This is a genomic window from Streptomyces sp. NBC_00203, assembly GCF_045206325.1.
GTDB classification, from domain to species: Bacteria; Actinomycetota; Actinomycetes; order Streptomycetales; family Streptomycetaceae; genus Streptomyces; species Streptomyces lutosisoli.
The window spans coordinates 6028759-6050391 of record NZ_CP108126.1 but is presented as its reverse complement, the minus strand read 5'-3'; the positions used below and the strand labels follow the sequence as shown (position 1 = coordinate 6050391).

Genomic DNA, 21633 nt, shown 5'->3' with positions numbered 1-21633 from the left:
TTAGGGGCGCGGGGAACTGCGCAATCTTTTGGACCAGCCCCCACCCACCCGCACCCGAAGAACCCACCCCCGGGGTCTGGGGCGGAGCCCCAGGAACGGGATGGGACGGGTAGGGGCGGCGGGGGCGAAAGAAAAACCCACCCCCCACGTGGCAGGATCGACCCCGATGACTGCACCCACCGAGTCCACCCAAACCACCCCCGGCGAGACCCTGCACACCCCCGTCATCGCCTGGTTCGACGCACACGCCCGCGACCTCCCCTGGCGCCACGAAGAGGCCGGCCCCTGGGGAGTGATGGTCAGCGAGTTCATGCTCCAGCAGACCCCGGTGAACCGCGTACTACCCGTGTACGAGCACTGGCTGACCCGCTGGCCCCGCCCCGCCGACCTGGCGAAGGAGGCCCCGGGCGAAGCCGTCCGCGCCTGGGGAAGGCTCGGCTACCCCCGGCGCGCCCTGCGCCTGCACGGCGCCGCGGTGGCCATAACGGAACGGCACGGCGGCGACGTACCGTCGGAGCACGCACAGCTGCTCGCGCTGCCCGGCATCGGGGAGTACACGGCGGCCGCGGTCGCGTCGTTCGCGTACGGGCAGCGGCACGCGGTGCTCGACACGAATGTGCGGCGCGTCTTCGCCCGGGCCGTCACCGGGGTGCGGTACCCGCCGAACGCCACCACCGCCGCCGAGCGCAAGCTCGCCCGCGCCCTGCTCCCCGAGAGCGAGCGCACGGCCTCCCGCTGGGCCGCCGCCTCGATGGAGCTCGGCGCGCTCGTCTGCACGGCGAAGAACGAGACCTGCCACAGCTGCCCGATCGCCGGGCAGTGTGCGTGGCGGTTGGCGGGCAAGCCGGAGCACGAGGGCCCGCCCCGGCGCGGACAGACGTACGCGGGTACGGACCGCCAGGTCCGCGGCAAGCTCCTCGCCGTACTCAGGGAAGCGGTCACCGCGGTCCCGCAGGCGGCGCTGGACCGCGTATGGGACGAACCGGTACAGCGTGCCCGCGCGCTCGACGGTCTCGTCGCCGACGGACTCGTCGAACCGCTCCCGGGCGGCCTGTACCGCCTGCCGCTGACATCACCCCTGACGTAGCCCCTGGCATCGACGCCGACACAGCCGCCGACATAGCTGTCACACAGCAGTTGGCGCGGCAGGTGACACAACTGACCAGGCAAAACAGGGTTTAACTGGACACATCAGCCCCTCGCCTTACCCCGAACGTACATCCGTTACACAACCGACGGACAGCCGAGTGCTCGTCGCAGGCTGTCTCGGACAACCCCGTGACAACGCCTCCGTAGCTTCATTTGCGTACCGCAGACAACGCGGCGCAGAGGTAACGGACAACCGGCAGCAGGCAGGTCGGAAACGGGGATGGAGGCGGTTGATCATGGCGCACGGCGAGGTGCTCGAATTCGAGGAGTACGTCCGCACTCGGCAGGACGCGCTGCTGCGCAGTGCCCGCCGCCTGGTCCCCGACCCGGTCGATGCCCAGGACCTGCTGCAGACCGCGCTCGTACGGACGTACGGCCGCTGGGACGGCATCGCGGACAAGCGGCTGGCCGACGCCTACCTGCGCCGCGTGATGATCAATACGCGTACCGAGTGGTGGCGGGCCCGGAAGCTGGAGGAGGTTCCGACCGAGCAGCTGCCGGACGCGTCCGTCGACGATTCCACCGAGCAGCACGCGGACCGGGCGCTCCTTATGGACATCATGAAGGTTCTCGCTCCCAAGCAGCGCAGCGTCGTGGTGCTGCGACACTGGGAGCAGATGTCCACCGAGGAGACGGCCGCCGCGCTTGGCATGTCGGCCGGAACGGTCAAGAGCACGCTGCACCGGGCGCTGGCCCGGCTCCGCGAGGAGCTGGAGAGCCGGGACTACGACGAGCGCGGCGCCCGCGCGCTCGAACCGGGTGAGGAGCGGGAGCGTTGCGCGGCCTAGGAATTCGGGCCAGAGGGGTCCTGAAGGCGGGGAGTACGGCAGCGGCCGCGCTCGCCGCCCTCAGCCTTTTCGTGACCGCCTGCGCCACGGGCGGTACGGGTGCCCGCGACGAGGGTCCGGCGGGCAGTGAGGCGGTGGCCAAGGGCGCCGCCACGCCCACCGCCTCCGCCTCGCCCAGCAGGACACCCCAGCGGGTGGACGCGGTCCAGCTCGTCAAGGACGATCCGGAGGTCAGCGCGTCGGTCAAGCACGATCTGAAGCCGTGTGTCGCCGACGAGTACCCGGTCGACGTGTCGTACGGGGATCTGACCGGGGGGTCGGCGGACGACATCGTGGTCAACGTGATGACCTGCGGCGATGCCGTCGGCGTCGGCTCGTATGTGTACCGCGAGCAGGACGGCAGGTACCAGAACGTCTTCAAGGCCGAGGAGCCTCCGGTCTACGCCGAGATCGACCGGGGCGACCTGGTGGTCACCCAGCAGCTGTACAAGAAGGGCGACCCGGTGTCGTACCCCTCCAGCGAAGAAGTGATCACCTACGGCTGGTCCGCGACCCGTTTCACCGAGGACTCCCGGATCCACAACGAGTACAGCAACGCGGTGGGCGGCGCCGACACGCCCGCCCCCTCGAACTGAGAGCAGACGGAGCAGCCGCATGGCAGAGCAGACCCACGTCCTGTTCGTCGAGGACGACGACGTCATCCGCGAGGCCACGCAGCTCGCCCTGGAGCGCGACGGCTTCGCGGTCACCGCCATGCCCGACGGACTGTCCGGCCTGGAGGCGTTCCGCGCGGACCGCCCCGACATCGCCCTGCTGGATGTCATGGTGCCCGGCCTCGACGGTGTCTCCCTGTGCCGCCGCATCCGTGACGAGTCGACCGTCCCCGTGATCATGCTGTCGGCCCGCGCCGACTCGATCGACGTCGTGCTCGGCCTGGAGGCGGGCGCCGACGACTATGTGACCAAGCCCTTCGACGGTGCCGTCCTGGTCGCCCGCATCCGTGCGGTGCTGCGCCGCTTCGGGCACGCGAACGGCGGCCAGGGCGCTGCGGCCGACGGCCCCGCCTCGATGGACGGCGGCGTGCTCGCCTTCGGCGACCTGGAGATCGACACCGAGGGCATGGAGGTCCTCAAGGGCGGTACGCCGGTGGCGCTGACGCCCACCGAGATGCGGCTGCTCCTCGAGTTCTCCTCCGCGCCGGGTACGGTGCTGAGCCGCGACAAGCTGCTCGAACGTGTGTGGGACTACGGCTGGGGCGGGGACACCCGCGTCGTCGACGTGCATGTGCAGCGGCTGCGTACGAAGATCGGCCAGGACCGGATCGAGACGGTCCGCGGCTTCGGCTACAAGTTGAAGGCCTGAGCAGGGGTATGCGGGGGATATTTCAGCGTCTGGGTTCGATGAGTCCGGGCGGCGGCAGGAGACGGGGCCGCGGTACGGGACCGGGCGGCGGTACGGGACCGGGCCTGGGCGGCAGCGGCGGCGCGGCCGGTGGCCCGTTCGGAGCCGGGGGCATCCGTACGGGCATCAGGTGGAAGCTCAGCGCCGCGATCGCGCTGGTCGGCGCGCTCGTGGCGGTCGCGCTGAGCCTGGTCGTGCACAACGCGGCCCGTGTCTCGATGCTCGACAACTCGCGCGATCTGGCGGACGAGCGCATCCAGCTCGCGGAGCGCATGTACGGGCCCGGCCGGCCGCCCCCCTTCGGGGCCAAGATCGACGACCCGGCCATCCCGGCCGACCTGTTGGCGAAGGTCTCGGAGGGACGGCGGGCCACCTATGTGTCCGACGGTCCGAACGGGGTGCCCGACATCTGGGCCGCCGTGCCGCTCAGGGACGGCCGGGTGCTGTCCTGGCACGAGCGGTTCACGGACCGCAACGCCGACGTCATGAAGGACCTCGACCAGGCCCTCGTCATCGGCTCCATCGCGGTCGTCTTCGGCGGCAGCGCGCTCGGCGTGCTCATCGGCGGCCAGCTGTCGCGCCGGCTGCGCAAGGCCGCCGCCGCCGCGAACCAGGTCGCCAAGGGCGAGACCGAGGTACGGGTACGGGACGCGATCGGCGGTGTCGTACGCGACGAGACCGACGACCTCGCACGTGCCGTGGACGCCATGGCGGACGCGCTCCAGCAGCGCATCGAGGCCGAGCGCCGGGTGACGGCGGACATCGCGCACGAGCTGCGTACGCCGGTGACCGGGTTGCTGACGGCGGCGGAACTGCTGCCGCCCGGCCGCCCCACCGAACTCGTCCGGGACCGGGCGCAGGCCATGCGCACCCTCGTCGAGGACGTCCTGGAGGTCGCCCGGCTCGACGGCGCGTCCGAGCGGGCCGAGTTGCAGGACATCCTGCTCGGCGAGTTCGTGTCGCGGCGGGTGGCCGCCAAGGACCCGGACGTCGAGGTGCGGGTGGTGCACGAGTCGGAGGTCACGACGGATCCGCGCCGTCTGGAGCGTGTCCTGTTCAACCTCCTCGCGAACGCCTCCCGGCACGGCAAACCGCCCATCGAGGTCACCGTCGAGGGCCGCGTCATCCGCGTCCGCGACCACGGTCCCGGTTTCCCGGAGGCGCTGCTCGCCGAGGGCCCGAGCCGCTTCCGCACCGGCAGCACCGACCGCGCGGGCCACGGCCACGGCCTGGGCCTCACCATCGCCGCGGGCCAGGCCCGGGTGATGGGCGCCCGGCTGACCTTCCGCAACGTACGGCCCGCGGGCGCACCGGACGGCGTACCCGCCGAGGGCGCGGTGGCGGTGCTGTGGCTGCCGGAGCACGCACCGACGAACACGGGAAGCTATCCGATGCTGCCTTAGTCCCCTTCGGGGTCAGTCGCTTTCGGGAGCTCGGGTCTAGCCGTCGAAGTCCTTCGAGAAGTCGAGTTCCTCGCTGCGCTCGGTGAGTGAGTACCAGTTGCCGTTGTCGTCGCGGAAGATCGCCTCGACGCCGTACGGCCGCTCCTTCGGTTCCTGGAGGAACTCAACGCCCCGCGCCTTGAACGTCTCGTAGTCCGCGCGGCAGTTGTCCGTACGGAACGCGCCGGCGCCCAGCGCGCCCTTGCTGACCAGCTTCTTGAGCGCCTCCGCGGACTCGGGGTCGAGCCCCGGCCCGTCCAGGCTCATCAGCGCCAGCTCCACATCCGGCTGGTCCTTGGCGCCCACGGTGATCCACCGCATGTCGCCCATGGCCAGGTCGTCGTGGACCTCGAAGTCGAGCTTCTCGGTGAAGAAGGCTTTGGTGCGCTCCTGGTCGAACGTCCAGACGGTGGTGATGCCCAGGCCCTTGATCATGGCTCTGCTCTCCTGTGCGGGGTGGGATTCGCTGTGGTTCCGCTGTGGATTCGCCGTGGTCTCGCTTCCTGTTCGTCACGGTAGGCGCGGGAACGCTCAGCGTGCTTCTCCAGAGTTGCGGTCCTCGGCGGCTGTGGACCTGTGCCTGAATCCCCCGGCCCACAACATCGCGTAACACCCCGGTATGAGTGCGGCCCCCTGCCCCACATGCTTGGCCCGGTACGCGCTCGGTGTCAGCCCTGTCCACGTCTTGAAGCTCGCCGAGAACGTGCCGAGGCTGCTGAACCCGACCAGGTTGCAGATCTCCGTCACCGACAGATTCGCGCTGCGCAGCATCTCCTCCGCCCGCTCGATACGACGGTGCGTCAGATACTGCCCGGGCGTCTCGCCGTACGCCGCCTTGAAGGCCCGTATGAAGTGATACCGCGAGTACCCGGCATGCGCCGCCACCACATCAATATCGAGCCCGGGCTCGGCCCAGTCCCGATCCATCGCATCCTTGGCAAGCCGCAACTGCCGCATCTTGTCCACGATTCGATGCTGCCACGGTTGTGTGTCGGCTGCGGGTGAGTGGGGGTTGCTCGCGCAGTTCCCCGCGCCCCTAAACAACCGCCGGCCCGTCCCGGGTGCTTTTAAGGGGCGCGGGGAACTGCGCGCCCAGCCCCCACCCACCCGCAGCCGACTCTTCAGGGGCGCGGGGAACGGCGCAATCTTTAGGGGGTCTGGGGGCGCAGCCCCCAGGGATGGGACGGGTAGGGGCGGCGGGGGCGAAAACCCTCGGCCCGCCCCAGCCCCGTACAACAGGAGAAGGCCCCCGGGGCGGACAACGCCGGGGGCCTTCGGACCAGGTGGGTCAGAGGTCAGAGGTGAGAGGTCAGACCGTCTCAGCCACGGTCGCCGTGGCCGCAGAGTCCCGCCCCGCACCCTCGCCGGCCTCAGCCGCAGGCGCCCCCGCCCCCTTCAGCGGAACCTCCTTCACGAACACCGCAGCGACCAGCGCGACCACAGCCACGACAGACCCCAGCAGGAACGCGGAGTGCGTACCGGAGGACACCGCGAACTGGTAGGCCTCCCGAGCCGGAGCCGGCAGCTTCGCCAGACTCGCCGCGTCGAGCTGCGCGGACTGCTCGGTGATCTTGGACCCGAGCGCCCCGGCCCGCTCGGCCATGACGTCCTGCACCCGGTGGTTGAACAGCGCACCCATGATGGCGACACCGAAGGAGGAGCCCAGGGTCCGGAAGAGCGTGGTCGACGAGGACGCGACGCCCATGTCCTTCATCTCGACGCTGTTCTGCGCGACCAGCATGGTGATCTGCATCAGGCAGCCCATGCCGGCGCCGAGTACGGCCATGTACAGCCCGGATGTCACACGCGTCGTCCCGGTGTCCATCTGCGCGAGCAGGAACAGCCCCACGATCATCAGCACACTGCCGACGAGCGGAAAGACCTTGTAGCGACCGCTGTTGGTGGTGACCCGGCCCGCGACCATCGAGACGGCGAGCATCGCGCCGAGCATCGGCAGGAGCAGCAGCCCGGAGTTGGTGGCGGACGCGCCCTGCACGGACTGCTGGTAGAGCGGCAGGAAGAGTACGGCGCCGAACATCACGAAGCCGGTGATGAAGCCGATGACCGACATCAGCGTGAAGTTGCGGCTGCGGAAGATGTGCAGCGGCATGATCGGCGCGGCGGCCTTGGTCTGCCAGAAGACGAAGCCCACGAGCGAGGCGACGCCGATCCCGATCAGCTCCATGATCCGGGCGGAGCCCCAGGCGTACTCGGTGCCGCCCCAGGTGGTGACCAGAACGATGGAGGAGATGCCGAGGGTCAGCAGACCGGCACCCAGGTAGTCGATCGTGCCCTGCTTCCGCTTCTTCGGCAGGTGCAGTACGGCACTGACGGCGAGCAGCGCGACGACGCCGAGCGGCAGGTTGATGTAGAAGGACCAGCGCCAGCCCCAGTGGTCGGTGATGGTGCCGCCGACCAGCGGTCCGAGGATCATGGCGAACGCCATCACGCCGGCCATCATGCCCTGGTACTTGCCGCGCTCGCGGGGCGGAATGAGGTCACCGATGATCGCCATGACGCCGACCATCAGACCACCGGCGCCGAGGCCCTGGATGGCGCGGAAGCCGATGAGCTGGCCCATGTCCTGGGCCATGCCGCTGAGCGCGGAGCCGATCAGGAAGAGCACGATCGAGGTCATGAAGGCGCCCTTGCGCCCGTACATGTCGCCGAGCTTGCCCCAGATGGGGGTGGAGGCGGCGGTGGCGAGCGTGTACCCGGTGACGACCCACGACAGGTGTTCGAGGCCGCCCAGTTCGCCGACGATCGTCGGCATCGCCGTGCCCACGATCATGTTGTCGAGCATCGCCAGCAGCATCGCGATCATGAGCGCGAGCAGCACGACCCGTACGCTGCGCGGCTGCTCCCCCTCTGGTTGCCCGCCCGGGTTTCCGTCCTGTTTTCCGGCTTGTATGGCCGCTTCGGTGCTGTCCGCCATCGTTCCCACTCCCCTAGGTACCGCTCCGGTACAGCTGCCGCCGTCCGGCTACTTACTTGCCGCCCGGCAAGTTGACTACACTCAGGGAAAGTAGACCCGCAACTAGCCGGGCGTCAAGTAAGTTTAAGTAGTTTCACTAGCCGGGCGACAGGTAAGTTTTCAGGGAGCGCAAGGAGTACGAGGATGGGCGGCACCATGGACGGCACCAAGCGACAGCGCCGCGGGGACACCCGCCAGCGCATCCAGGACGTGGCCCTCGAACTCTTCTCCGAGCAGGGCTACGAGAAGACCTCGCTGCGCGAGATCGCCGAGCACCTCGACGTCACGAAGGCGGCGCTCTACTACCACTTCAAGACCAAGGAAGACATCCTGATCAGCCTCTTCCAGGACCTGTCCAGGCCCATGGACGAGCTGATCGAGTGGGGCAGGCAGCAGCCGCGCACGCTGGCGACGAAGCAGGAGATCCTGCACCGCTACAGCGAGGCCCTCGCCGACGCGGCCCCGCTCTTCCGCTTCATGCAGGAGAACCAGGCGACTGTACGCGAGCTGCGCACCGGCGAGGACTTCAAGGACCGCATGATCCGGATGATCGACCTGCTCAAGGAGCCGGACGCCGATCTGAAGGACCAGGTCCGCTGCATCAGCGCGCTCTTCTCGATGCACGCCGGGATGTTCGTCCTCAAGGACGTCGAAGGCGACCCCGAGGACAAGCGCAAGGCGGTCCTGGAGGTCGCGATCGACTTGGTGACGCAGGCGAACGGCGGCACCACCGCGCCCTGAGCGGGGCTGAGCGGGGCGGGGCCGAGCCGAGCGGTTAGACCGTCACGCCCTTGGTGCGCAGGAAGGCGACGGGGTCGATGGCGGACCCGTAGTTCGCGGTCGTACGGATCTCGAAGTGCAGGTGCGGCCCGCTGGAGTTGCCGGTGTTGCCGGAGAGCGCGATGTGCTGGCCGGTGGCGACGATCTGGCCGACCTTCACGTCGATGCGCGACAGGTGGGCGTACTGCGAGTAGGTCCCGTTGCCGTGCTTGATGACGATGGCGTTGCCGTACGCGGGACCGTCACCGGCGCCGTTGCCGCCGGTCTTGACGACGGTGCCGCCGTGCGCGGCGACGACCTCGGTGCCGCTGGGCACGGCGAAGTCCTGCCCGGAGTGGGTGGACTGCCACATGCTGCCGGCCTGGTTGAAGCTGGCGGACAGGGTGTACTTCTTCACCGGGTCGACCCAGGAGGCGGCCTTCGCGGCGGCGGCCTTCGCGGCGGTCGCGACGGCCTCCTTCGCGGCGGCGGCCTTGGCGGCGGCCGCGGTCTTCGCCGTGGCGGCGGCCTTGGCCTGGGCGGCGGCCTGCGTCTGCACGGCGTTCGCCGCCGTGACGGTTCCGGTGCTGACGAGGCTGGTCTCGGCGGCGCCCGCGACCCCGGCGCCCAGCACGACCGAGGCACCCAGCCCGACGGCCAGGACGGCCGCCCCTGTGCGGATACGGGACATGCGGGAGTGACGGGACGTGACGCGCTTCGACATGGGGACCTCGTGGAGCCGGGGACAAGGACACAAACACCACCCGGCGCACAACCGGCCACCGGATGGGGTCCCTCTTGGTAACCCGCGACCCCACAGACCCCCAAACCACCCATCTACGACCTTTAGTAGTACTTAACCCCGCAACTTGGCGATCCTTGACAGCGCCGACATCCCGTACGGGGGCCTTCCGGATTTCTCCCGGCAAATGACGTTTAGCCCCACTTGGAGGCGTCGCGCCCCACCAAAAAACTCCGCATCCCCCAGGTCGCACCCTGACGCGAAACCCGCCCTCGGGGTTCCAGGCCAAAGGTCCCTTTTGCCCGTTCTTGTCTTTCCACTATTCGCCCTAGTAACGGACAAATCGCCTGTGCGTCATGTCACCGGGCGGCAAGATCCAGGGCCCCGGGAATGTGACGGCGGCTACTCCACACCGCCCAGCCCCCGGCCCCGTGAACCGCACCCCGGCCGACTGTCTCAACACCGTTCGCGGGCGCCTCAACACCCCGTAAAATCCAGCTACTTGAACGGCATTTTGAGGGATACCGGGGGATCATGACCGCCACTCCGCCGCGCGCAACCGACCTGGACGGCATCGAACTCTCCGACGCCATCGCCTCGGTCCGCGACCAGCTCATCGAGGCCGCGACACGGGCATCGGGTCAGCCCGTGTCGTTCGAGGTCGGTGCCATCGAGATGGAATTCACGCTTGAGCTGCGCAAGGAGGTGAAGGGAGGCGGCAAGGTCAAGGCCTGGGTCGTCGAGGCGGGCGCCGACGCCTCGCGCGAGACGGGCCGGACACACCGCGTCGCCTTCACCCTCACCCCGCGGGACGCGCGGACCAACGCCCCGTGGCAGGTCGGCAACGAGCGGCAGGGCAGCACCTCGGCCTTCGGCCAGGTACCCAACCCGCCCGCGGCGCGATGACCCGGGCCGCCGGTCCGGCCGACCGCGCGGTGGTCGTACTGGGTCAGGCACAGGGCAGCGGAGTCGCCCTCAACAGCCGCCTCGTCCTCACCTGCGCCCACGTCATCGGCGCCGGCCCGGCACCGGAGATCGCCCATCCCGGCCGCGCGGAGCCGATCACCGCCCAGGTCATATGGCAGGACGCCGGCCTGGACGCGGCCCTGCTGCTCACGAACGCCGACCTCCCCTGCTCCTCCCACGTCCGCATCGGCCACCTGGACACCACCCAGCCGCTTCCGCACTGCGAGACCATCGGCTACCCGGACGTCCAGCGCCGGGGCCCGGAAGGCCACCTCGCCTCCGACCAGTACGCGGGCACGGTCCTGCCGGCCGCGGCCCGCCCCCACTCCGTCCTCACGTTCGCCTTCGACCAGCCGCCCGCCGTCGAACTCCCCGACGGCCCCTCCCCGTTGGCGGGCCTGTCCGGCGCCCCCGTGTTCGCGGGCGACGTCCTGCTCGGCATCGTCGGCGCCATCCCCCGCGGGCGCGGCCACCTCCGCGCCGAGGGCACCTTGATCAGTGACCTGACGGACATGCCGTACGACCTGCCGCTCAGCGAACCGATCAGCCACCACCACCCGCTGGACCGCCACTACGAGGCGGAGTACGCGCAGGCCGTCGGCGCCGCCTATCGCAAGACCAAGATCTTCGGTCTGGACGATCTCAGCCGCCGCGAAGCCGAATGGGACCTGGACACCGCGTATCTGAGCCTGGAGGCGGCGACCCGTATCTCGGAGGCCGACGCGCGCAACCTGGACACCACGACGACGCGGCAGAGGTCGTCCCGGACGGACCGCACCCCCCAGCGCGTCGACACGCTCCTGTCCACCCGCCCCCGCGTCCTGCTGCGCGGTGACGCGGGCGCCGGCAAGACGACGCTGGCATGGTGGCTGGCAGCCCACTCCGCCTCGGGCACCCACGGCCCCAGTCTGGCCGGGCTCAACGGCCTCGTCCCCTTCGTCGTCCCGCTGCGGACCCTGCGCGCCCAGCGGGTGGACTTCCCGTCCCCGTCCCAGCTCCCGCACGCGGCGAAACTGGGGATGGACGAGCCGCCCGAAGGCTGGGTGGGCCGGGTCCTGCGTGCGGGACGCGCCCTCCTGCTCGTCGACGGTCTGGACGAGGTCCCGCAGACCGACCGCGAGGAAGCACACCACTGGCTGTCCGCCCTGCTGCGGCGTTACCCGGGCACGCGCTGCGTCGCCACCGTACGTCCCCTCGCCGTCGAGCCCGACTGGCTCGAGTCGGAGCAGTTCGAGGAGTTACGGCTCCTGCCGATGCGCGACGACGACATCCAGACGTTCATCAAGGCCTGGCATCGCGCCGCCCGCCTGGACGACGACGACCACGATCTGCTGCGCGAACTGGAAAGGGACCTGTCCCAGCAGTTCCGCCACAATCCCGCTCTCAGCGACCTGGCCCGCACTCCGCTCCTGTGCGCGGTGATCTGCGCACTCCACCGCCGCCTCCAGGGATTTCTTCCGGAAACCCGCTTCAAGCTGTACCAGTCGGCCCTGGAGATGCTCCTCGGCAACCGCGACAAGCGCCGCCGAGTGGACGCCCCCGACGGCATCACCATGTCCGTCGAGGAACATCACCAGATCCTCCAGCGCATCGCGGTCTGGCTGGTCCGCTGCGGCCAGTCCGAATTCACCCGCGCCCAGGCCCGTCCCCAACTCGAAGCCGCCCTGGCGGGCATGGAACGCGTACGGGGTCAAGGCACGACCGAGGACGTCCTGACGCACCTCCTCAACCGCTCGGGCCTGCTCCAGGAACGCGCCGAGGATTCCTACCAGTTCATCCACCGCACGTTCCAGGATTTCCTCGCCGCGAAGGAACTCGTCGAAAGCGGCTCCCTGAAGGAACTCGTCCGCAATGCCGACGACGAACTGTGGCACGACGTCATCCTGCTGGCGTCGGGCCATTGCCGCCGAGAAATCAGCGAGTTGCTGACCGGACTCCTCACCAAAGCGGAGGCCAGGGACACTCCGGAGCCCCTGCGCACCCAGCTCCTCGTCCTGTCCGCCCTCTGCTCGGAGCACGCGGCGTGGCTGGAGAAGGATCTACGCGACCGTGTCCGTGACCATATCGGCGGCCTCGTCTCCTCCGTCACCGGGGCACAGGCCTCCCAACTGGCACGGCTGGGGCCCTATGTCCTGCCGTTCCTTCCGGCACCCGGCGGACTGGCGCGCATGCAGCTGTACCGGGTCGCAGACCTCGTCGCCAGAATCGGAGGCGCCGAGATCATTCCCTACACGAGCCGCCTCGTCTCTCTCCCTGATGCGTGGCCCCCGACCATGTCTCGGCTCGTCAGTGCGTGGGACAACTTTCCCGCCGAGGAATACGCCCTCGAAGTCCTCGGACACGTGGACCACTTGGGCGACCATTCCCTGCCGGTGACCACCAGGGAGCAACTGTCGCTGCTGCGGCTGCTGCCCGGCGCCCACCACCTCACGCTCACCGGGCCCTTCTCGTCGAAGGAACTCCAGGAAGCCCCGCTTCCGAAAGTCAGGACACTGGCTCTGCGCAGAATGCCGGTCCTGGAGGACCTGGCCTTTCTGGACACTCAGGAAGAGTTCCTGAGCCGGCTGACCCTGTCGTCCTGCCCGTCGCTCACGGACGTCTCCCGCCTGGCTCGGATGTCTTCTCTGAGCTCCCTCAGCCTCCAGCTCCAGCCCCTTCCCGCTGACACGCTGGAGTACGTACGAGCCATTCCCCGGCTCCGGTGGCTGACGCTCAACGCCCCCCATCTCACCGCTGTGGCATCCATCCCCGCCCACCCGACCGTCACTCGTCTCGAACTCCCCATGCCACGGCTGCTGGACACCACGGGCCTGGAAGCATGGGAGTCACTGACCGACCTCATCCTGCCCTGCCCGCTGTCCCCCACCAGGTTCTGGGACTCCGTACGTGCGACGGACCGGATCACCCGCGTCGACACTTTGGTCCGTTCCCTCTCCGAACTGAGCGACGTGCGCCCACTGCCTCGCGTCACGGTTCTGCGGCTGTCCGGGATCGTCGACTGGAGTGATGTGGCCGTCCTGCCCTCGGCCTTCCCGGCGCTTTCCGACCTTGCGCTCAGGCTTCAGCCGGGGGGCCGCGCCAAAAGCCTGGATCTACGCCCACTGCACGCGCTGCCAGATCTCCAGTTGACCCTGTCAGGTGGCGGCTCTGTCCGGGTCATCGGAGGCAAACGCTTCGGCATCAAGGACGGCCGCGCGGAGCGCTGACACATAAAAAGGGGCTGCCCCAGGACCGAAGTCCCAGGGCAGCCCCTCTATTCAGCGAACCCGGAGGTTACGCGTCCTTGCTCAGGTTGGGCCCAGCCCCACCCGCGGCCTGCTCGATCGGCGGGACGTCGGGCAGTGCCGACTTCTCCTCGCCGCGGAAGGTGAAGGTCTTGGTGTCGCCCTCGCCCTCCGTGTCGACGACCACGATGTGGCCGGGACGCAGCTCGCCGAAGAGGATCTTCTCGGAGAGGATGTCTTCGATCTCGCGCTGGATGGTCCGGCGCAGCGGCCGGGCACCCATGACGGGGTCGTAACCCTTCTTCGCGAGGAGCGACTTGGCGGTCGGGCTGAGCTCGATGCCCATGTCCCGGTCCTTCAGCCGCTCGTCCACCTTGGCGATCATGAGGTCGACGATCTGGATGATGTCTTCCTCGGTGAGCTGGTGGAAGACCACCGTGTCGTCGACACGGTTCAGGAACTCCGGGCGGAAGTGCTGCTTCAGCTCGTCGTTGACCTTGGTCTTCATGCGCTCGTAGTTGGTCTTCGTGTCACCCGAGGCCGCGAAGCCGAGGTTGAAGCCCTTGGAGATGTCCCGGGTGCCGAGGTTGGTCGTCATGATGATGACCGTGTTCTTGAAGTCCACGACCCGGCCCTGGGAGTCGGTCAGGCGACCGTCCTCCAGGATCTGCAGCAGCGAGTTGAAGATGTCCGGGTGGGCCTTCTCCACCTCGTCGAAGAGGACGACGGAGAACGGCTTGCGGCGGACCTTCTCGGTCAGCTGGCCGCCCTCTTCGTAGCCCACGTATCCGGGGGGCGAACCGAAGAGACGCGACACCGTGTGCTTCTCGCTGAACTCCGACATGTCGAGGGAGATCAGCGCGTCCTCGTCACCGAAGAGGAACTCGGCGAGGGTCTTCGAGAGCTCGGTCTTACCGACACCCGAGGGGCCGGCGAAGATGAACGAACCACCGGGACGCTTCGGGTCCTTCAGACCCGCTCGCGTACGACGGATCGCCTGCGAGAGCGCCTTGATGGCGTCCTTCTGGCCGATGACCCGCTTGTGGAGCTCGTCCTCCATGCGGAGCAGACGCGAGGACTCCTCCTCGGTCAGCTTGAAGACCGGGATGCCCGTGGCCGTGGCCAGGACCTCGGCGATCAGCTCGCCGTCGACCTCGGCGACGACGTCCATGTCGCCGGCCTTCCACTCCTTCTCCCGCTTGGCCTTCGCGGCCAGGAGCTGCTTCTCCTTGTCGCGGAGGGAGGCGGCCTTCTCGAAGTCCTGCGAGTCGATCGCGGACTCCTTGTCGCGGCGCACGCCCGCGATCTTCTCGTCGAACTCGCGGAGGTCCGGCGGAGCGGTCATCCGGCGGATGCGCATCCGGGAGCCCGCCTCGTCGATCAGGTCGATCGCCTTGTCGGGCAGGAACCGGTCCGAGATGTAGCGGTCCGCGAGCGTCGCGGCCTGGACCAGTGCCTCGTCCGTGATGGAGACGCGGTGGTGAGCCTCGTAGCGGTCGCGCAGGCCCTTGAGGATCTCGATCGTGTGGGGGAGGGAAGGCTCCGCCACCTGGATCGGCTGGAAGCGGCGCTCGAGGGCCGCGTCCTTCTCGAGGTGCTTGCGGTACTCGTCGAGCGTCGTCGCACCGATGGTCTGCAGCTCGCCACGGGCCAGCATGGGCTTCAGGATCGAAGCCGCGTCGATGGCGCCCTCGGCGGCACCCGCACCGACCAGCGTGTGGAGCTCGTCGATGAACAGGATGATGTCGCCGCGGGTGCGGATCTCCTTGAGCACCTTCTTCAGGCGCTCTTCGAAGTCACCGCGGTAGCGGGAGCCGGCGACCAGCGCGCCGAGGTCCAGGGTGTAGAGGTGCTTGTCCTTGAGGGTCTCGGGCACCTCGCCCTTGACGATGGCCTGAGCGAGGCCCTCGACGACGGCGGTCTTGCCGACGCCGGGCTCACCGATCAGGACCGGGTTGTTCTTCGTACGGCGGGACAGCACCTGCATGACCCGCTCGATCTCCTTCTCGCGCCCGATGACCGGGTCGAGCTTGGACTCACGAGCGGCCTGGGTGAGGTTCCGGCCGAACTGGTCGAGGACCAGGGACGTGGAGGGGGTGCCCTCGGCAGGACCACCGGCGGTGGCGGTCTCCTTGCCCTGGTATCCGGAGAGCAGCTGGATCACCTGCTGCCGCACCCGGTTGAGGTCTGCGCCCAGCTTGACCAGGACCTGGGCTGCGACGCCCTCGCCCTCACGGATCAGGCCGAGCAGGATGTGCTCCGTGCCGATGTAGTTGTGGCCCAGCTGAAGGGCCTCGCGGAGCGACAGCTCCAGGACCTTCTTGGCACGAGGGGTGAAGGGAATGTGGCCCGAGGGCGCCTGCTGGCCCTGGCCGATGATCTCCTCCACCTGCTGGCGGACCGCCTCGAGCGAAATCCCGAGGCTCTCCAGGGCCTTAGCGGCGACACCCTCACCCTCGTGGATCAGGCCCAGGAGGATGTGCTCGGTGCCGATGTAGTTGTGGTTGAGCATCCGGGCTTCTTCCTGAGCCAGGACGACAACCCGCCGCGCGCGGTCGGTGAACCTCTCGAACATCGTTAATCGCTCCTCAGAGCGGTCAGGCAGTAAGGGGACGCTCCCCTCCCTGTCCTTCCGCAGCTTAGTCCCGCAAGCGGGGACCGCTCATTCCAACTGCCGACACCGTCCTTGGCCTCCTGACCCCGAACGCCGACATATGCTCCAACCTGATGGTGCGAGACGATGTTCCCGCAGGCCAGGCAGATACCCTCACCATCTGTACGCCGATGGCGAACGTGAGATGCCCGATCCACGCGTGTCGCCCCTCCCACTAGGGATGTCTTACCCGTACGCACTGACACTCCATGCGGCGCGCACCGGTTCCCTCCGCTATGGGCGAACATCCTTGCGCCGCCGAACGCTCCCGAGCGCCCCCCTTTCCGGCACTCTGCGCATTCGCCGGAACACCCAGCGTAACTCCGGGGCCCTTCCGGCGGTTGCTCCTGGCATGGTTCCCACGGTTCCTCTCCCGCGTCGGCCGCTCGGCCCGGTCGATCCGGTGCAGCGGTGGTACGAGAACGAACTGGGCTGGGCGACAGTGCCCGGGTCGCCGGTACGGCTGGTCACGGGCCTGCGTTTCGACGTCCTGGAGGTGCCGGCGGAGGCGGGTTTCGCGGCGCTGCGGCATCTGGGGCCCGCCTCTCCGGTGGCGCTGCACGGAGAGCGGATGCGGCTTCTCGTGGCCGCGGGCAGCGCGGACGAGCTGCCGGGGCTGCTCGACTGGCTGGAGTGGGGCACGCTCTCGCTGGACCTCACGGCGATCGGCGCGGGCGGGAGCATCGAGGCTCCACTGCCACCCGGAACCGGAATCGAGGCTTCGCTGCCGCCGGGAATCGAGGCCCCACTGTCACCGGGATTCCAGGCTTTGCTGCCGCCCGGAAGGGAACTTCCACCGGAAAGGGAAGCGCCGGTGAAAACACAGACGGGCTCGCGAGGGGCCGCCGTCTGGCTGCGGCCCCCGGAGCCTGGCTGCGAGGTCGAGCCGACACTGCCGACGCTGTCGGCGCTGGGCGGCGGAGCGGTCGGAGGGGGCGGTGGGGGCGCCCCCGATCTCGTACGACTCGTGGAAACGATGGCAACGCAGTGCCACCGAGTAAGACTGCGGCGCGTGTGCGCTCAGCCGTTGGCCTTCTCGTAGGCCTCACGAATGGTCGCGGGAACTCGGCCACGGTCATTGACCTCGAAGCCGTTCTCCTTCGCCCAAGCGCGGATCTGCGCGGTGTCCTGGCTGCCACCGGAAGCGACGCGCGCCTTTCCGCGTCCGCCCGAAGCACGGCCTCCGGTACGACGACCACCCTTGACGTAGGCCTCAAGAAGGCCACGGAGCTTGTCCGCATTGGCGGTCGTGAGATCGATTTCGTACGTCTTGCCGTCGAGCGCGAACGTCACGGTCTCGTCCGCCTCGCCACCGTCGAGGTCGTCGACAAGAAGGACCTGAACCTTCTGTGCCACCGGATTTCCTTTCATCGATAACTTCAGGGCCGGGGGCCTGCGGCGTCCGCCGTTTCGCCGTCCCCTGTTATATGCAGTACTGCAGTACGTCGGAAAGCAAACCGCTTTTGCTGGAAAAACACAAACCCCTGGGGGAGACTCACAGGGCACTGGCAGACCGGAAACATGCGCGTTTCGGACATAGAGACCCTGGGCAAGGCAGTCCGCCGGAATAGTTGTCGGCGATCACAGATGCAGAAGCATCCGACTGTTGCCCAAGGTGTTCGGTTTCACTCGTTCGAGACCGAGGAACTCCGCCACGCCCTCGTCATAGGAACGCAGGAGCTCCGCGTAGACATCGGTGTCCACGGGTGTCTCGCCGATCTCCACGAAGCCGTGCTTCGCGAAGAAGTCCACTTCGAAGGTCAGACAGAAAACTCGTCGAACACCGAGCCAGCGGGCGGTCTGCAGCAACTTCTCCAGCAACTGATGACCGACACCGAGACCCTTGACCGCGGGGTTCACCGCGAGAGTGCGGACTTCCGCGAGGTCTTCCCACATCACGTGCAGCGCACCACAGCCGACCACCTCGGCGTTGTCGTCCCGTTCGGCGACCCAGAACTCCTGGATGTCCTCGTAAAGCGTCACCGTCGCTTTGTCGAGCAGGATGCGGCGCCGCACGTTCGCGTCAAGGAGGCGGCGTACGGCCGCGACATCGCTGGTCCTGGCCCGCCGGACGGTGATGGCTTTTGCGGCGGCTTCGGGATGCTGTGCCGGAAGCTCTGCTGGAAGCTCCGCGGGATGCTCTGCTGGCATGAGCGGACGCTATCGCCCGCCGTCGCCCTCAGTGGCGGCGGGGTTCTCGTCCGCCGGGTTCCGGGCCGGGTTCTCCGCCGGGTTCTCGGGCGCGGGGGTTTCCGGTCCCGCGACCATACGCACGGCATCGCGCAGGGCTTCGCGCTGTTCCGGGGACATCATGCCGAAGAAGGCGACGAGAGCAGCGGCGGGGTTGTCACTCTGTGACCAGGCATCGTTCATCAGTGCGGCCGCGTAGGCGGCGCGTGTGGAGACCGCCTCATATCGATAGGCCCGGCCTTCCGCTTCACGGCGCACCCAGCCCTTCTGATGGAGATTGTCCAAAACGGTCATCACCGTGGTGTAGGCGATGGACCGTTCCTGCTGAAGATCTTCCAGGACTTCTCGAACGGTCACCGGGCGGTTCCACTTCCACACCCGCGTCATGACCGCGTCTTCGAGTTCTCCCAATGGGCGAGGCACAGTTCAGAACAATAGTGGGAGATCGGCAACAAAAAGGGCGTACGACTCGAAAAACGTATGAGTCGTACGCCGATGAGCTTCCGTGCGGTGCGGGAATCAGCCCTTGGTGTGCTGATCCCGGGGGGTCTGGCGGGCGCTCTCCGCGCGCGCGAGGGCCGCGTCGACGAACGCGTCCTCCTTGGCCTTGTTGGCCCCGCCCTGGGTCTTCACGATCGTCACGATCAGCCCGATGAAGAACACGGCCATCACTACGGGGGGCACGAGCGCGGAGACATAGTCCATGCCTCCAGGGTAACTACCCCGCCGCGAGCTGTTGAGGGGGGTTGGCCGGTGGCGGTGCGGGCTTGCGCTTCGGCGGGAAGACCTCACCCGGCGTGGGGATGGGCCGGTCCGGGGGCGGCGTCTTCACCGGGGGCTGGGACTGCGGCTTCGGTCCCGTCGCGGGCCTGTCCGCGGGCTTCTTGACGGGTTCCTCGGAGGCCCGGCCTCCGGGGATGGCCAGCAGGCGCGTGCGGGACTGCGGGACCACGGGAGCCGCACGGCCCGCCAGGCGGGTGCGTACGTCCTGCTCGGCGAGGGTCTGGCAGCGGTCCAGGAGGGCTGCCGCGACGGGATTGCCGCGCAGGGCGCGGAGTGCGGCGAGGTCGTCTGGGTCCGGCCGGTAGCCGGCGCCCAGCGCCTCCTCCAGGAGGACGAGGTAGCCGCCGGCGGTGCCCGGCAGCGCGGCTCGGTAGCGGGCGAGGTCGGCCAGCAGGAAGGCCCGGAGCCTGGCTCCCTCGCGGGTCGCCTCATCGACGGACTCGGCGAGACGGAGGCAGTCCTGGACGTCCTCTGCGGAGGCGGGGCGGGGGTGCAGGGCGAGGGCGAGAGCGCGGCGGAGCACACGCAGCTCCTCCGCACCGAACGCCATGCCGCCGCGGGATCCGTATGGCGTGGGCATGCGCCGACGATACGCGCTAATCAGACAAAATCGTCATACCGGACGGCGCGCGCCGTGCGTTTCTTCGCCGTCCCATCCCCCTAAAAGATTGCGCAGTTCCCCGCGCCCCTTTTAGGGGCGCGGGGAACTGCGCGAGCAACCCCTACCGGCCCGCAGCCGACGAACTACCCACGGGCGAGCGTCCTTACGTACGGGACACGTTTCGCTCGTACACCAGCCGGAGCCCGATCAGCGTGAGCCATGGCTCGTGTTCGTCGATTTCGGACGCCTCGCCGAGAACCATGGGAGCCAAGCCCCCCGTGGCGATGACGGTGACGTCGTCGGGGTCGTCGGCGAGTTCGCGCGCCATCCGGCTGACGACTCCGTCGACCTGCCCGGCGAAGCCGTACACGATGCCGGCCTGCATGGCCTCGACGGTGTTCTTGCCGATCACCGCCCGCGGCCGCGCCAACTCGATCTTGCGCAGCTGGGCACCCCGCACACCGAGTGCCTCCACGGAGATCTCGATACCCGGAGCGATGACACCACCCGTGTACTCGCCCCGCGCCGACACCGCGTCGAACGTCGTCGCCGTACCGAAGTCGACGACGATGGCCGGCCCCCCGTAGAGCTCGACGGCGGCCACCGCGTTGATGATCCGGTCGGCGCCGACCTCCTTGGGGTTGTCCATCAGGATCGGTACGCCGGTCTTGATGCCGGGTTCGACCAGTACGGCGGGGACATCGCCGTAGTACCGCCGAGTGACCTCGCGCAGCTCGTGCAGGACGGACGGAACCGTCGAGCAGATGGCGATGCCGTCGATACCGTCGCCGAGTTCCTCGCCGAGCAGCGGGTGCATGCCCATGAGGCCCTGGAGGAGCACGGCGAGCTCGTCGGCGGTGCGACGGGCGTCCGTGGAGATGCGCCAGTGCTCGACGATCTCCTCCCCGTCGAACAGGCCGAGGACGGTGTGCGTGTTGCCGACGTCGATCGTGAGGAGCATCTGTCCTACTCCGCCTCGTCCGTCGACGCCTCGCGCAGGTCGAGGCCGATGTCCAGGATCGGCGAGGAGTGCGTGAGGGCGCCCACCGCCAGGTAGTCGACGCCGGTCTTGGCGTACGCCTCGGCGTTGGCGAGGGTGAGGCGGCCCGAGGCCTCCAGGAGGGCGCGGCCGGCGACGAGGGCGACGGCCTCCTCGCACTCGACGGGCGTGAAGTTGTCCAGAAGGATCAGGTCGGCGCCCGCGTCCACGACCTCGCGCAGCTGGTGCAGGGTGTCGACCTCGACCTCGATCGGGACCTCCGGGAAGGCCTCCCGTACGGCCTTGAAGGCCTGCGCCACGCCGCCCGCGGCGACCACGTGGTTGTCCTTCACCAGGGCCGCGTCCGAGAGCGACATGCGGTGGTTGACGCCGCCGCCGCAGCGCACCGCGAACTTCTCCAGGGCGCGCAGGCCCGGCGTCGTCTTGCGGGTGTCGCGTACGCGGGCCTCGGTGCCCTCCAGGGCGTCCGCCCACGCGCGCGTGGCGGTCGCGATGCCGGAGAGGCGGCACAGGAGGTTCAGCGCGCTGCGTTCGGCCGTCAGCAGGTCGCGGGTGCGGGTCGTGACGCTGAGGAGCTTCTGGCCCTCCTCGACACGGTCGCCGTCTTCGACATGCCGCTCCACGGCGAACTCGTCGGTGCAGACCACGGAGATGACCGCCTCGGCCACCCGCAGACCCGCGACGACGCCCGCGTCCCGGGCGGTGAAGTCGGCGGTGGAGACGGCGTCCTCGGGGATGGTCGCGACGGTCGTCACGTCCACGCCGTGGTCGAGGTCCTCCTGGATGGCCACGTTCGCGATGTCCTCGACCTCAAGGGGGTCGAGACCGGCGTCGGCAAGGAGCTGGGCGAGCGCGGGGTCGAGGCCGCACTCCAGGTACGCCTCGTCCATGTCGGCGCCGCAGCCGCAGCCGTCGCCGCAGCCGCCGCTCTGGGCGAGGGGAAGGTCGGGGGTGCTCACTG

At 68.8% G+C, this 21633-nt stretch carries 21 protein-coding genes; 9 read left to right on the top strand and 12 right to left on the bottom strand.

Annotated features, from left to right (window positions below; translation table 11 throughout):
- Nucleotides 1-166 precede the first annotated feature (166 nt).
- The 5 genes from OG975_RS27085 (at nt 167) to cseC (ending at nt 4741) form a co-directional block, all read left to right on the top strand.
- Entirely contained in the window at nt 167-1087 is a 921-nt protein-coding gene (locus OG975_RS27085) for an A/G-specific adenine glycosylase (protein ID WP_406331983.1), read from the top strand.
- Between the two features lie 298 nt (nt 1088-1385).
- Nucleotides 1386-1937, top strand: a complete 552-nt coding sequence (locus tag OG975_RS27080; RefSeq protein WP_327430645.1) for a SigE family RNA polymerase sigma factor — start codon at nt 1386-1388, stop codon at nt 1935-1937.
- Complete coding sequence (locus OG975_RS27075; RefSeq protein WP_406331982.1) at nt 1925-2572, top strand: hypothetical protein; 648 nt, start codon at nt 1925-1927, stop codon at nt 2570-2572. The genes OG975_RS27080 and OG975_RS27075 overlap by 13 nt, the downstream gene beginning before the upstream one ends.
- A gap of 19 nt (nt 2573-2591) precedes the next feature.
- Nucleotides 2592-3299, top strand: coding sequence for a two-component system response regulator CseB (gene cseB / locus OG975_RS27070; RefSeq protein ID WP_406331981.1), 708 nt, complete (start codon nt 2592-2594; stop codon nt 3297-3299).
- Between the two features lie 8 nt (nt 3300-3307).
- Nucleotides 3308-4741: a two-component system sensor histidine kinase CseC gene (gene cseC, locus OG975_RS27065; protein ID WP_406331980.1), complete on the top strand. Its 1434-nt coding sequence runs from the start codon at nt 3308-3310 to the stop codon at nt 4739-4741.
- A gap of 36 nt (nt 4742-4777) precedes the next feature.
- On the opposite strand, the gene OG975_RS27060 is transcribed toward cseC, so the two are convergent.
- The 3 genes from OG975_RS27060 to OG975_RS27050 all read right to left on the bottom strand — a co-directional run bounded on the left by OG975_RS27060 (nt 4778) and on the right by OG975_RS27050 (nt 7715).
- Complete coding sequence (locus OG975_RS27060; protein ID WP_406331978.1) at nt 4778-5215, bottom strand: VOC family protein; 438 nt, start codon at nt 5213-5215, stop codon at nt 4778-4780.
- 96 nt (nt 5216-5311) lie between these two features.
- Entirely contained in the window at nt 5312-5737 is a 426-nt protein-coding gene (locus tag OG975_RS27055; RefSeq protein WP_406336480.1) for a helix-turn-helix transcriptional regulator, read from the bottom strand.
- A gap of 352 nt (nt 5738-6089) precedes the next feature.
- Complete coding sequence (locus tag OG975_RS27050) at nt 6090-7715, bottom strand: MDR family MFS transporter (protein ID WP_406331977.1); 1626 nt, start codon at nt 7713-7715, stop codon at nt 6090-6092.
- 183 nt (nt 7716-7898) lie between these two features.
- Between OG975_RS27050 and OG975_RS27045 the strand changes: the two genes are divergently transcribed.
- Nucleotides 7899-8495: a TetR/AcrR family transcriptional regulator gene (locus OG975_RS27045; RefSeq protein WP_406331975.1), complete on the top strand. Its 597-nt coding sequence runs from the start codon at nt 7899-7901 to the stop codon at nt 8493-8495.
- Nucleotides 8496-8529: 34 nt separating this feature from the next.
- Here OG975_RS27045 and OG975_RS27040 read toward each other — a convergent pair whose 3' ends face one another.
- A complete protein-coding gene (locus OG975_RS27040; RefSeq protein ID WP_406331974.1) occupies nt 8530-9237 on the bottom strand; it encodes a M23 family metallopeptidase in 708 nt (235 codons plus the stop codon).
- 552 nt (nt 9238-9789) lie between these two features.
- Here OG975_RS27040 and OG975_RS27035 point away from each other — a divergent pair.
- Together OG975_RS27035 and OG975_RS27030 are read left to right on the top strand one after the other, a co-directional pair.
- Nucleotides 9790-10161, top strand: a complete 372-nt coding sequence (locus OG975_RS27035; RefSeq protein ID WP_406331973.1) for a trypco2 family protein — start codon at nt 9790-9792, stop codon at nt 10159-10161.
- Entirely contained in the window at nt 10158-13427 is a 3270-nt protein-coding gene (locus OG975_RS27030; protein ID WP_406331972.1) for an NACHT domain-containing protein, read from the top strand. The genes OG975_RS27035 and OG975_RS27030 overlap by 4 nt, the downstream gene beginning before the upstream one ends.
- Nucleotides 13428-13494: 67 nt before the next feature.
- On the opposite strand, the gene OG975_RS27025 is transcribed toward OG975_RS27030, so the two are convergent.
- Nucleotides 13495-16020 (bottom strand): ATP-dependent Clp protease ATP-binding subunit, encoded by a 2526-nt coding sequence (locus OG975_RS27025; protein WP_406331971.1) that lies wholly within the window; start codon nt 16018-16020, stop codon nt 13495-13497.
- Nucleotides 16021-16450: 430 nt separating this feature from the next.
- Between OG975_RS27025 and OG975_RS27020 the strand changes: the two genes are divergently transcribed.
- The gene (locus OG975_RS27020) at nt 16451-17140 is read left to right on the top strand and encodes an SCO3374 family protein (RefSeq protein WP_406331970.1); all 690 of its coding nucleotides are present in this window, start codon (nt 16451-16453) and stop codon (nt 17138-17140) included.
- On the opposite strand, the gene OG975_RS27015 is transcribed toward OG975_RS27020, so the two are convergent.
- The 7 genes from OG975_RS27015 to nadC all read right to left on the bottom strand — a co-directional run bounded on the left by OG975_RS27015 (nt 17119) and on the right by nadC (nt 21631).
- Nucleotides 17119-17454, bottom strand: coding sequence for an Lsr2 family protein (locus tag OG975_RS27015; RefSeq protein ID WP_327430632.1), 336 nt, complete (start codon nt 17452-17454; stop codon nt 17119-17121). The genes OG975_RS27020 and OG975_RS27015 overlap by 22 nt on opposite strands.
- A 225-nt stretch (nt 17455-17679) precedes the next feature.
- Nucleotides 17680-18249: an amino-acid N-acetyltransferase gene (locus tag OG975_RS27010; protein ID WP_327430631.1), complete on the bottom strand. Its 570-nt coding sequence runs from the start codon at nt 18247-18249 to the stop codon at nt 17680-17682.
- A gap of 9 nt (nt 18250-18258) precedes the next feature.
- On the bottom strand, nt 18259-18675 hold the full coding sequence (locus OG975_RS27005; RefSeq protein WP_381261577.1) for a BlaI/MecI/CopY family transcriptional regulator: 417 nt from the start codon (nt 18673-18675) through the stop codon (nt 18259-18261).
- A gap of 132 nt (nt 18676-18807) precedes the next feature.
- The gene (locus tag OG975_RS27000) at nt 18808-18993 is read right to left on the bottom strand and encodes a hypothetical protein (RefSeq protein ID WP_327430629.1); all 186 of its coding nucleotides are present in this window, start codon (nt 18991-18993) and stop codon (nt 18808-18810) included.
- A gap of 13 nt (nt 18994-19006) precedes the next feature.
- Nucleotides 19007-19621, bottom strand: coding sequence for a hypothetical protein (locus OG975_RS26995; protein ID WP_406336478.1), 615 nt, complete (start codon nt 19619-19621; stop codon nt 19007-19009).
- Between the two features lie 214 nt (nt 19622-19835).
- Entirely contained in the window at nt 19836-20633 is a 798-nt protein-coding gene (locus tag OG975_RS26990) for a type III pantothenate kinase (RefSeq protein ID WP_327430628.1), read from the bottom strand.
- A 5-nt stretch (nt 20634-20638) separates the two neighbouring features.
- Complete coding sequence (gene nadC, locus OG975_RS26985; protein ID WP_406331969.1) at nt 20639-21631, bottom strand: carboxylating nicotinate-nucleotide diphosphorylase; 993 nt, start codon at nt 21629-21631, stop codon at nt 20639-20641.
- Nucleotides 21632-21633 lie beyond the last annotated feature (2 nt).

Excerpts from the sequence above, each read along its gene's own strand:
- OG975_RS26990 (WP_327430628.1), bottom strand. The coding sequence starts at position 20,633 with ATGCTCCTCACGATCGACGTCGGCAACACGCACACCGTCCTCGGCCTG.
- cseB (WP_406331981.1), top strand. The coding sequence starts at position 2,592 with ATGGCAGAGCAGACCCACGTCCTGTTCGTCGAGGACGACGACGTCATC.
- OG975_RS27035 (WP_406331973.1), top strand. The coding sequence starts at position 9,790 with ATGACCGCCACTCCGCCGCGCGCAACCGACCTGGACGGCATCGAACTC.
- OG975_RS27050 (WP_406331977.1), bottom strand. The coding sequence starts at position 7,715 with ATGGCGGACAGCACCGAAGCGGCCATACAAGCCGGAAAACAGGACGGA.
- OG975_RS27005 (WP_381261577.1), bottom strand. The coding sequence starts at position 18,675 with ATGACGCGGGTGTGGAAGTGGAACCGCCCGGTGACCGTTCGAGAAGTC.
- OG975_RS27030 (WP_406331972.1), top strand. The coding sequence starts at position 10,158 with ATGACCCGGGCCGCCGGTCCGGCCGACCGCGCGGTGGTCGTACTGGGT.
- OG975_RS27060 (WP_406331978.1), bottom strand. The coding sequence starts at position 5,215 with ATGATCAAGGGCCTGGGCATCACCACCGTCTGGACGTTCGACCAGGAG.
- OG975_RS27045 (WP_406331975.1), top strand. The coding sequence starts at position 7,899 with ATGGGCGGCACCATGGACGGCACCAAGCGACAGCGCCGCGGGGACACC.
- OG975_RS27010 (WP_327430631.1), bottom strand. The coding sequence starts at position 18,249 with ATGCCAGCAGAGCATCCCGCGGAGCTTCCAGCAGAGCTTCCGGCACAG.
- cseC (WP_406331980.1), top strand. The coding sequence starts at position 3,308 with ATGCGGGGGATATTTCAGCGTCTGGGTTCGATGAGTCCGGGCGGCGGC.
- OG975_RS27080 (WP_327430645.1), top strand. The coding sequence starts at position 1,386 with ATGGCGCACGGCGAGGTGCTCGAATTCGAGGAGTACGTCCGCACTCGG.
- OG975_RS27040 (WP_406331974.1), bottom strand. The coding sequence starts at position 9,237 with ATGTCGAAGCGCGTCACGTCCCGTCACTCCCGCATGTCCCGTATCCGC.
- OG975_RS27020 (WP_406331970.1), top strand. The coding sequence starts at position 16,451 with ATGGTTCCCACGGTTCCTCTCCCGCGTCGGCCGCTCGGCCCGGTCGAT.
- OG975_RS27085 (WP_406331983.1), top strand. The coding sequence starts at position 167 with ATGACTGCACCCACCGAGTCCACCCAAACCACCCCCGGCGAGACCCTG.
- OG975_RS27000 (WP_327430629.1), bottom strand. The coding sequence starts at position 18,993 with ATGGACTATGTCTCCGCGCTCGTGCCCCCCGTAGTGATGGCCGTGTTC.
- OG975_RS27025 (WP_406331971.1), bottom strand. The coding sequence starts at position 16,020 with ATGTTCGAGAGGTTCACCGACCGCGCGCGGCGGGTTGTCGTCCTGGCT.
- OG975_RS26995 (WP_406336478.1), bottom strand. The coding sequence starts at position 19,621 with ATGGCGTTCGGTGCGGAGGAGCTGCGTGTGCTCCGCCGCGCTCTCGCC.
- OG975_RS27055 (WP_406336480.1), bottom strand. The coding sequence starts at position 5,737 with ATGCGGCAGTTGCGGCTTGCCAAGGATGCGATGGATCGGGACTGGGCC.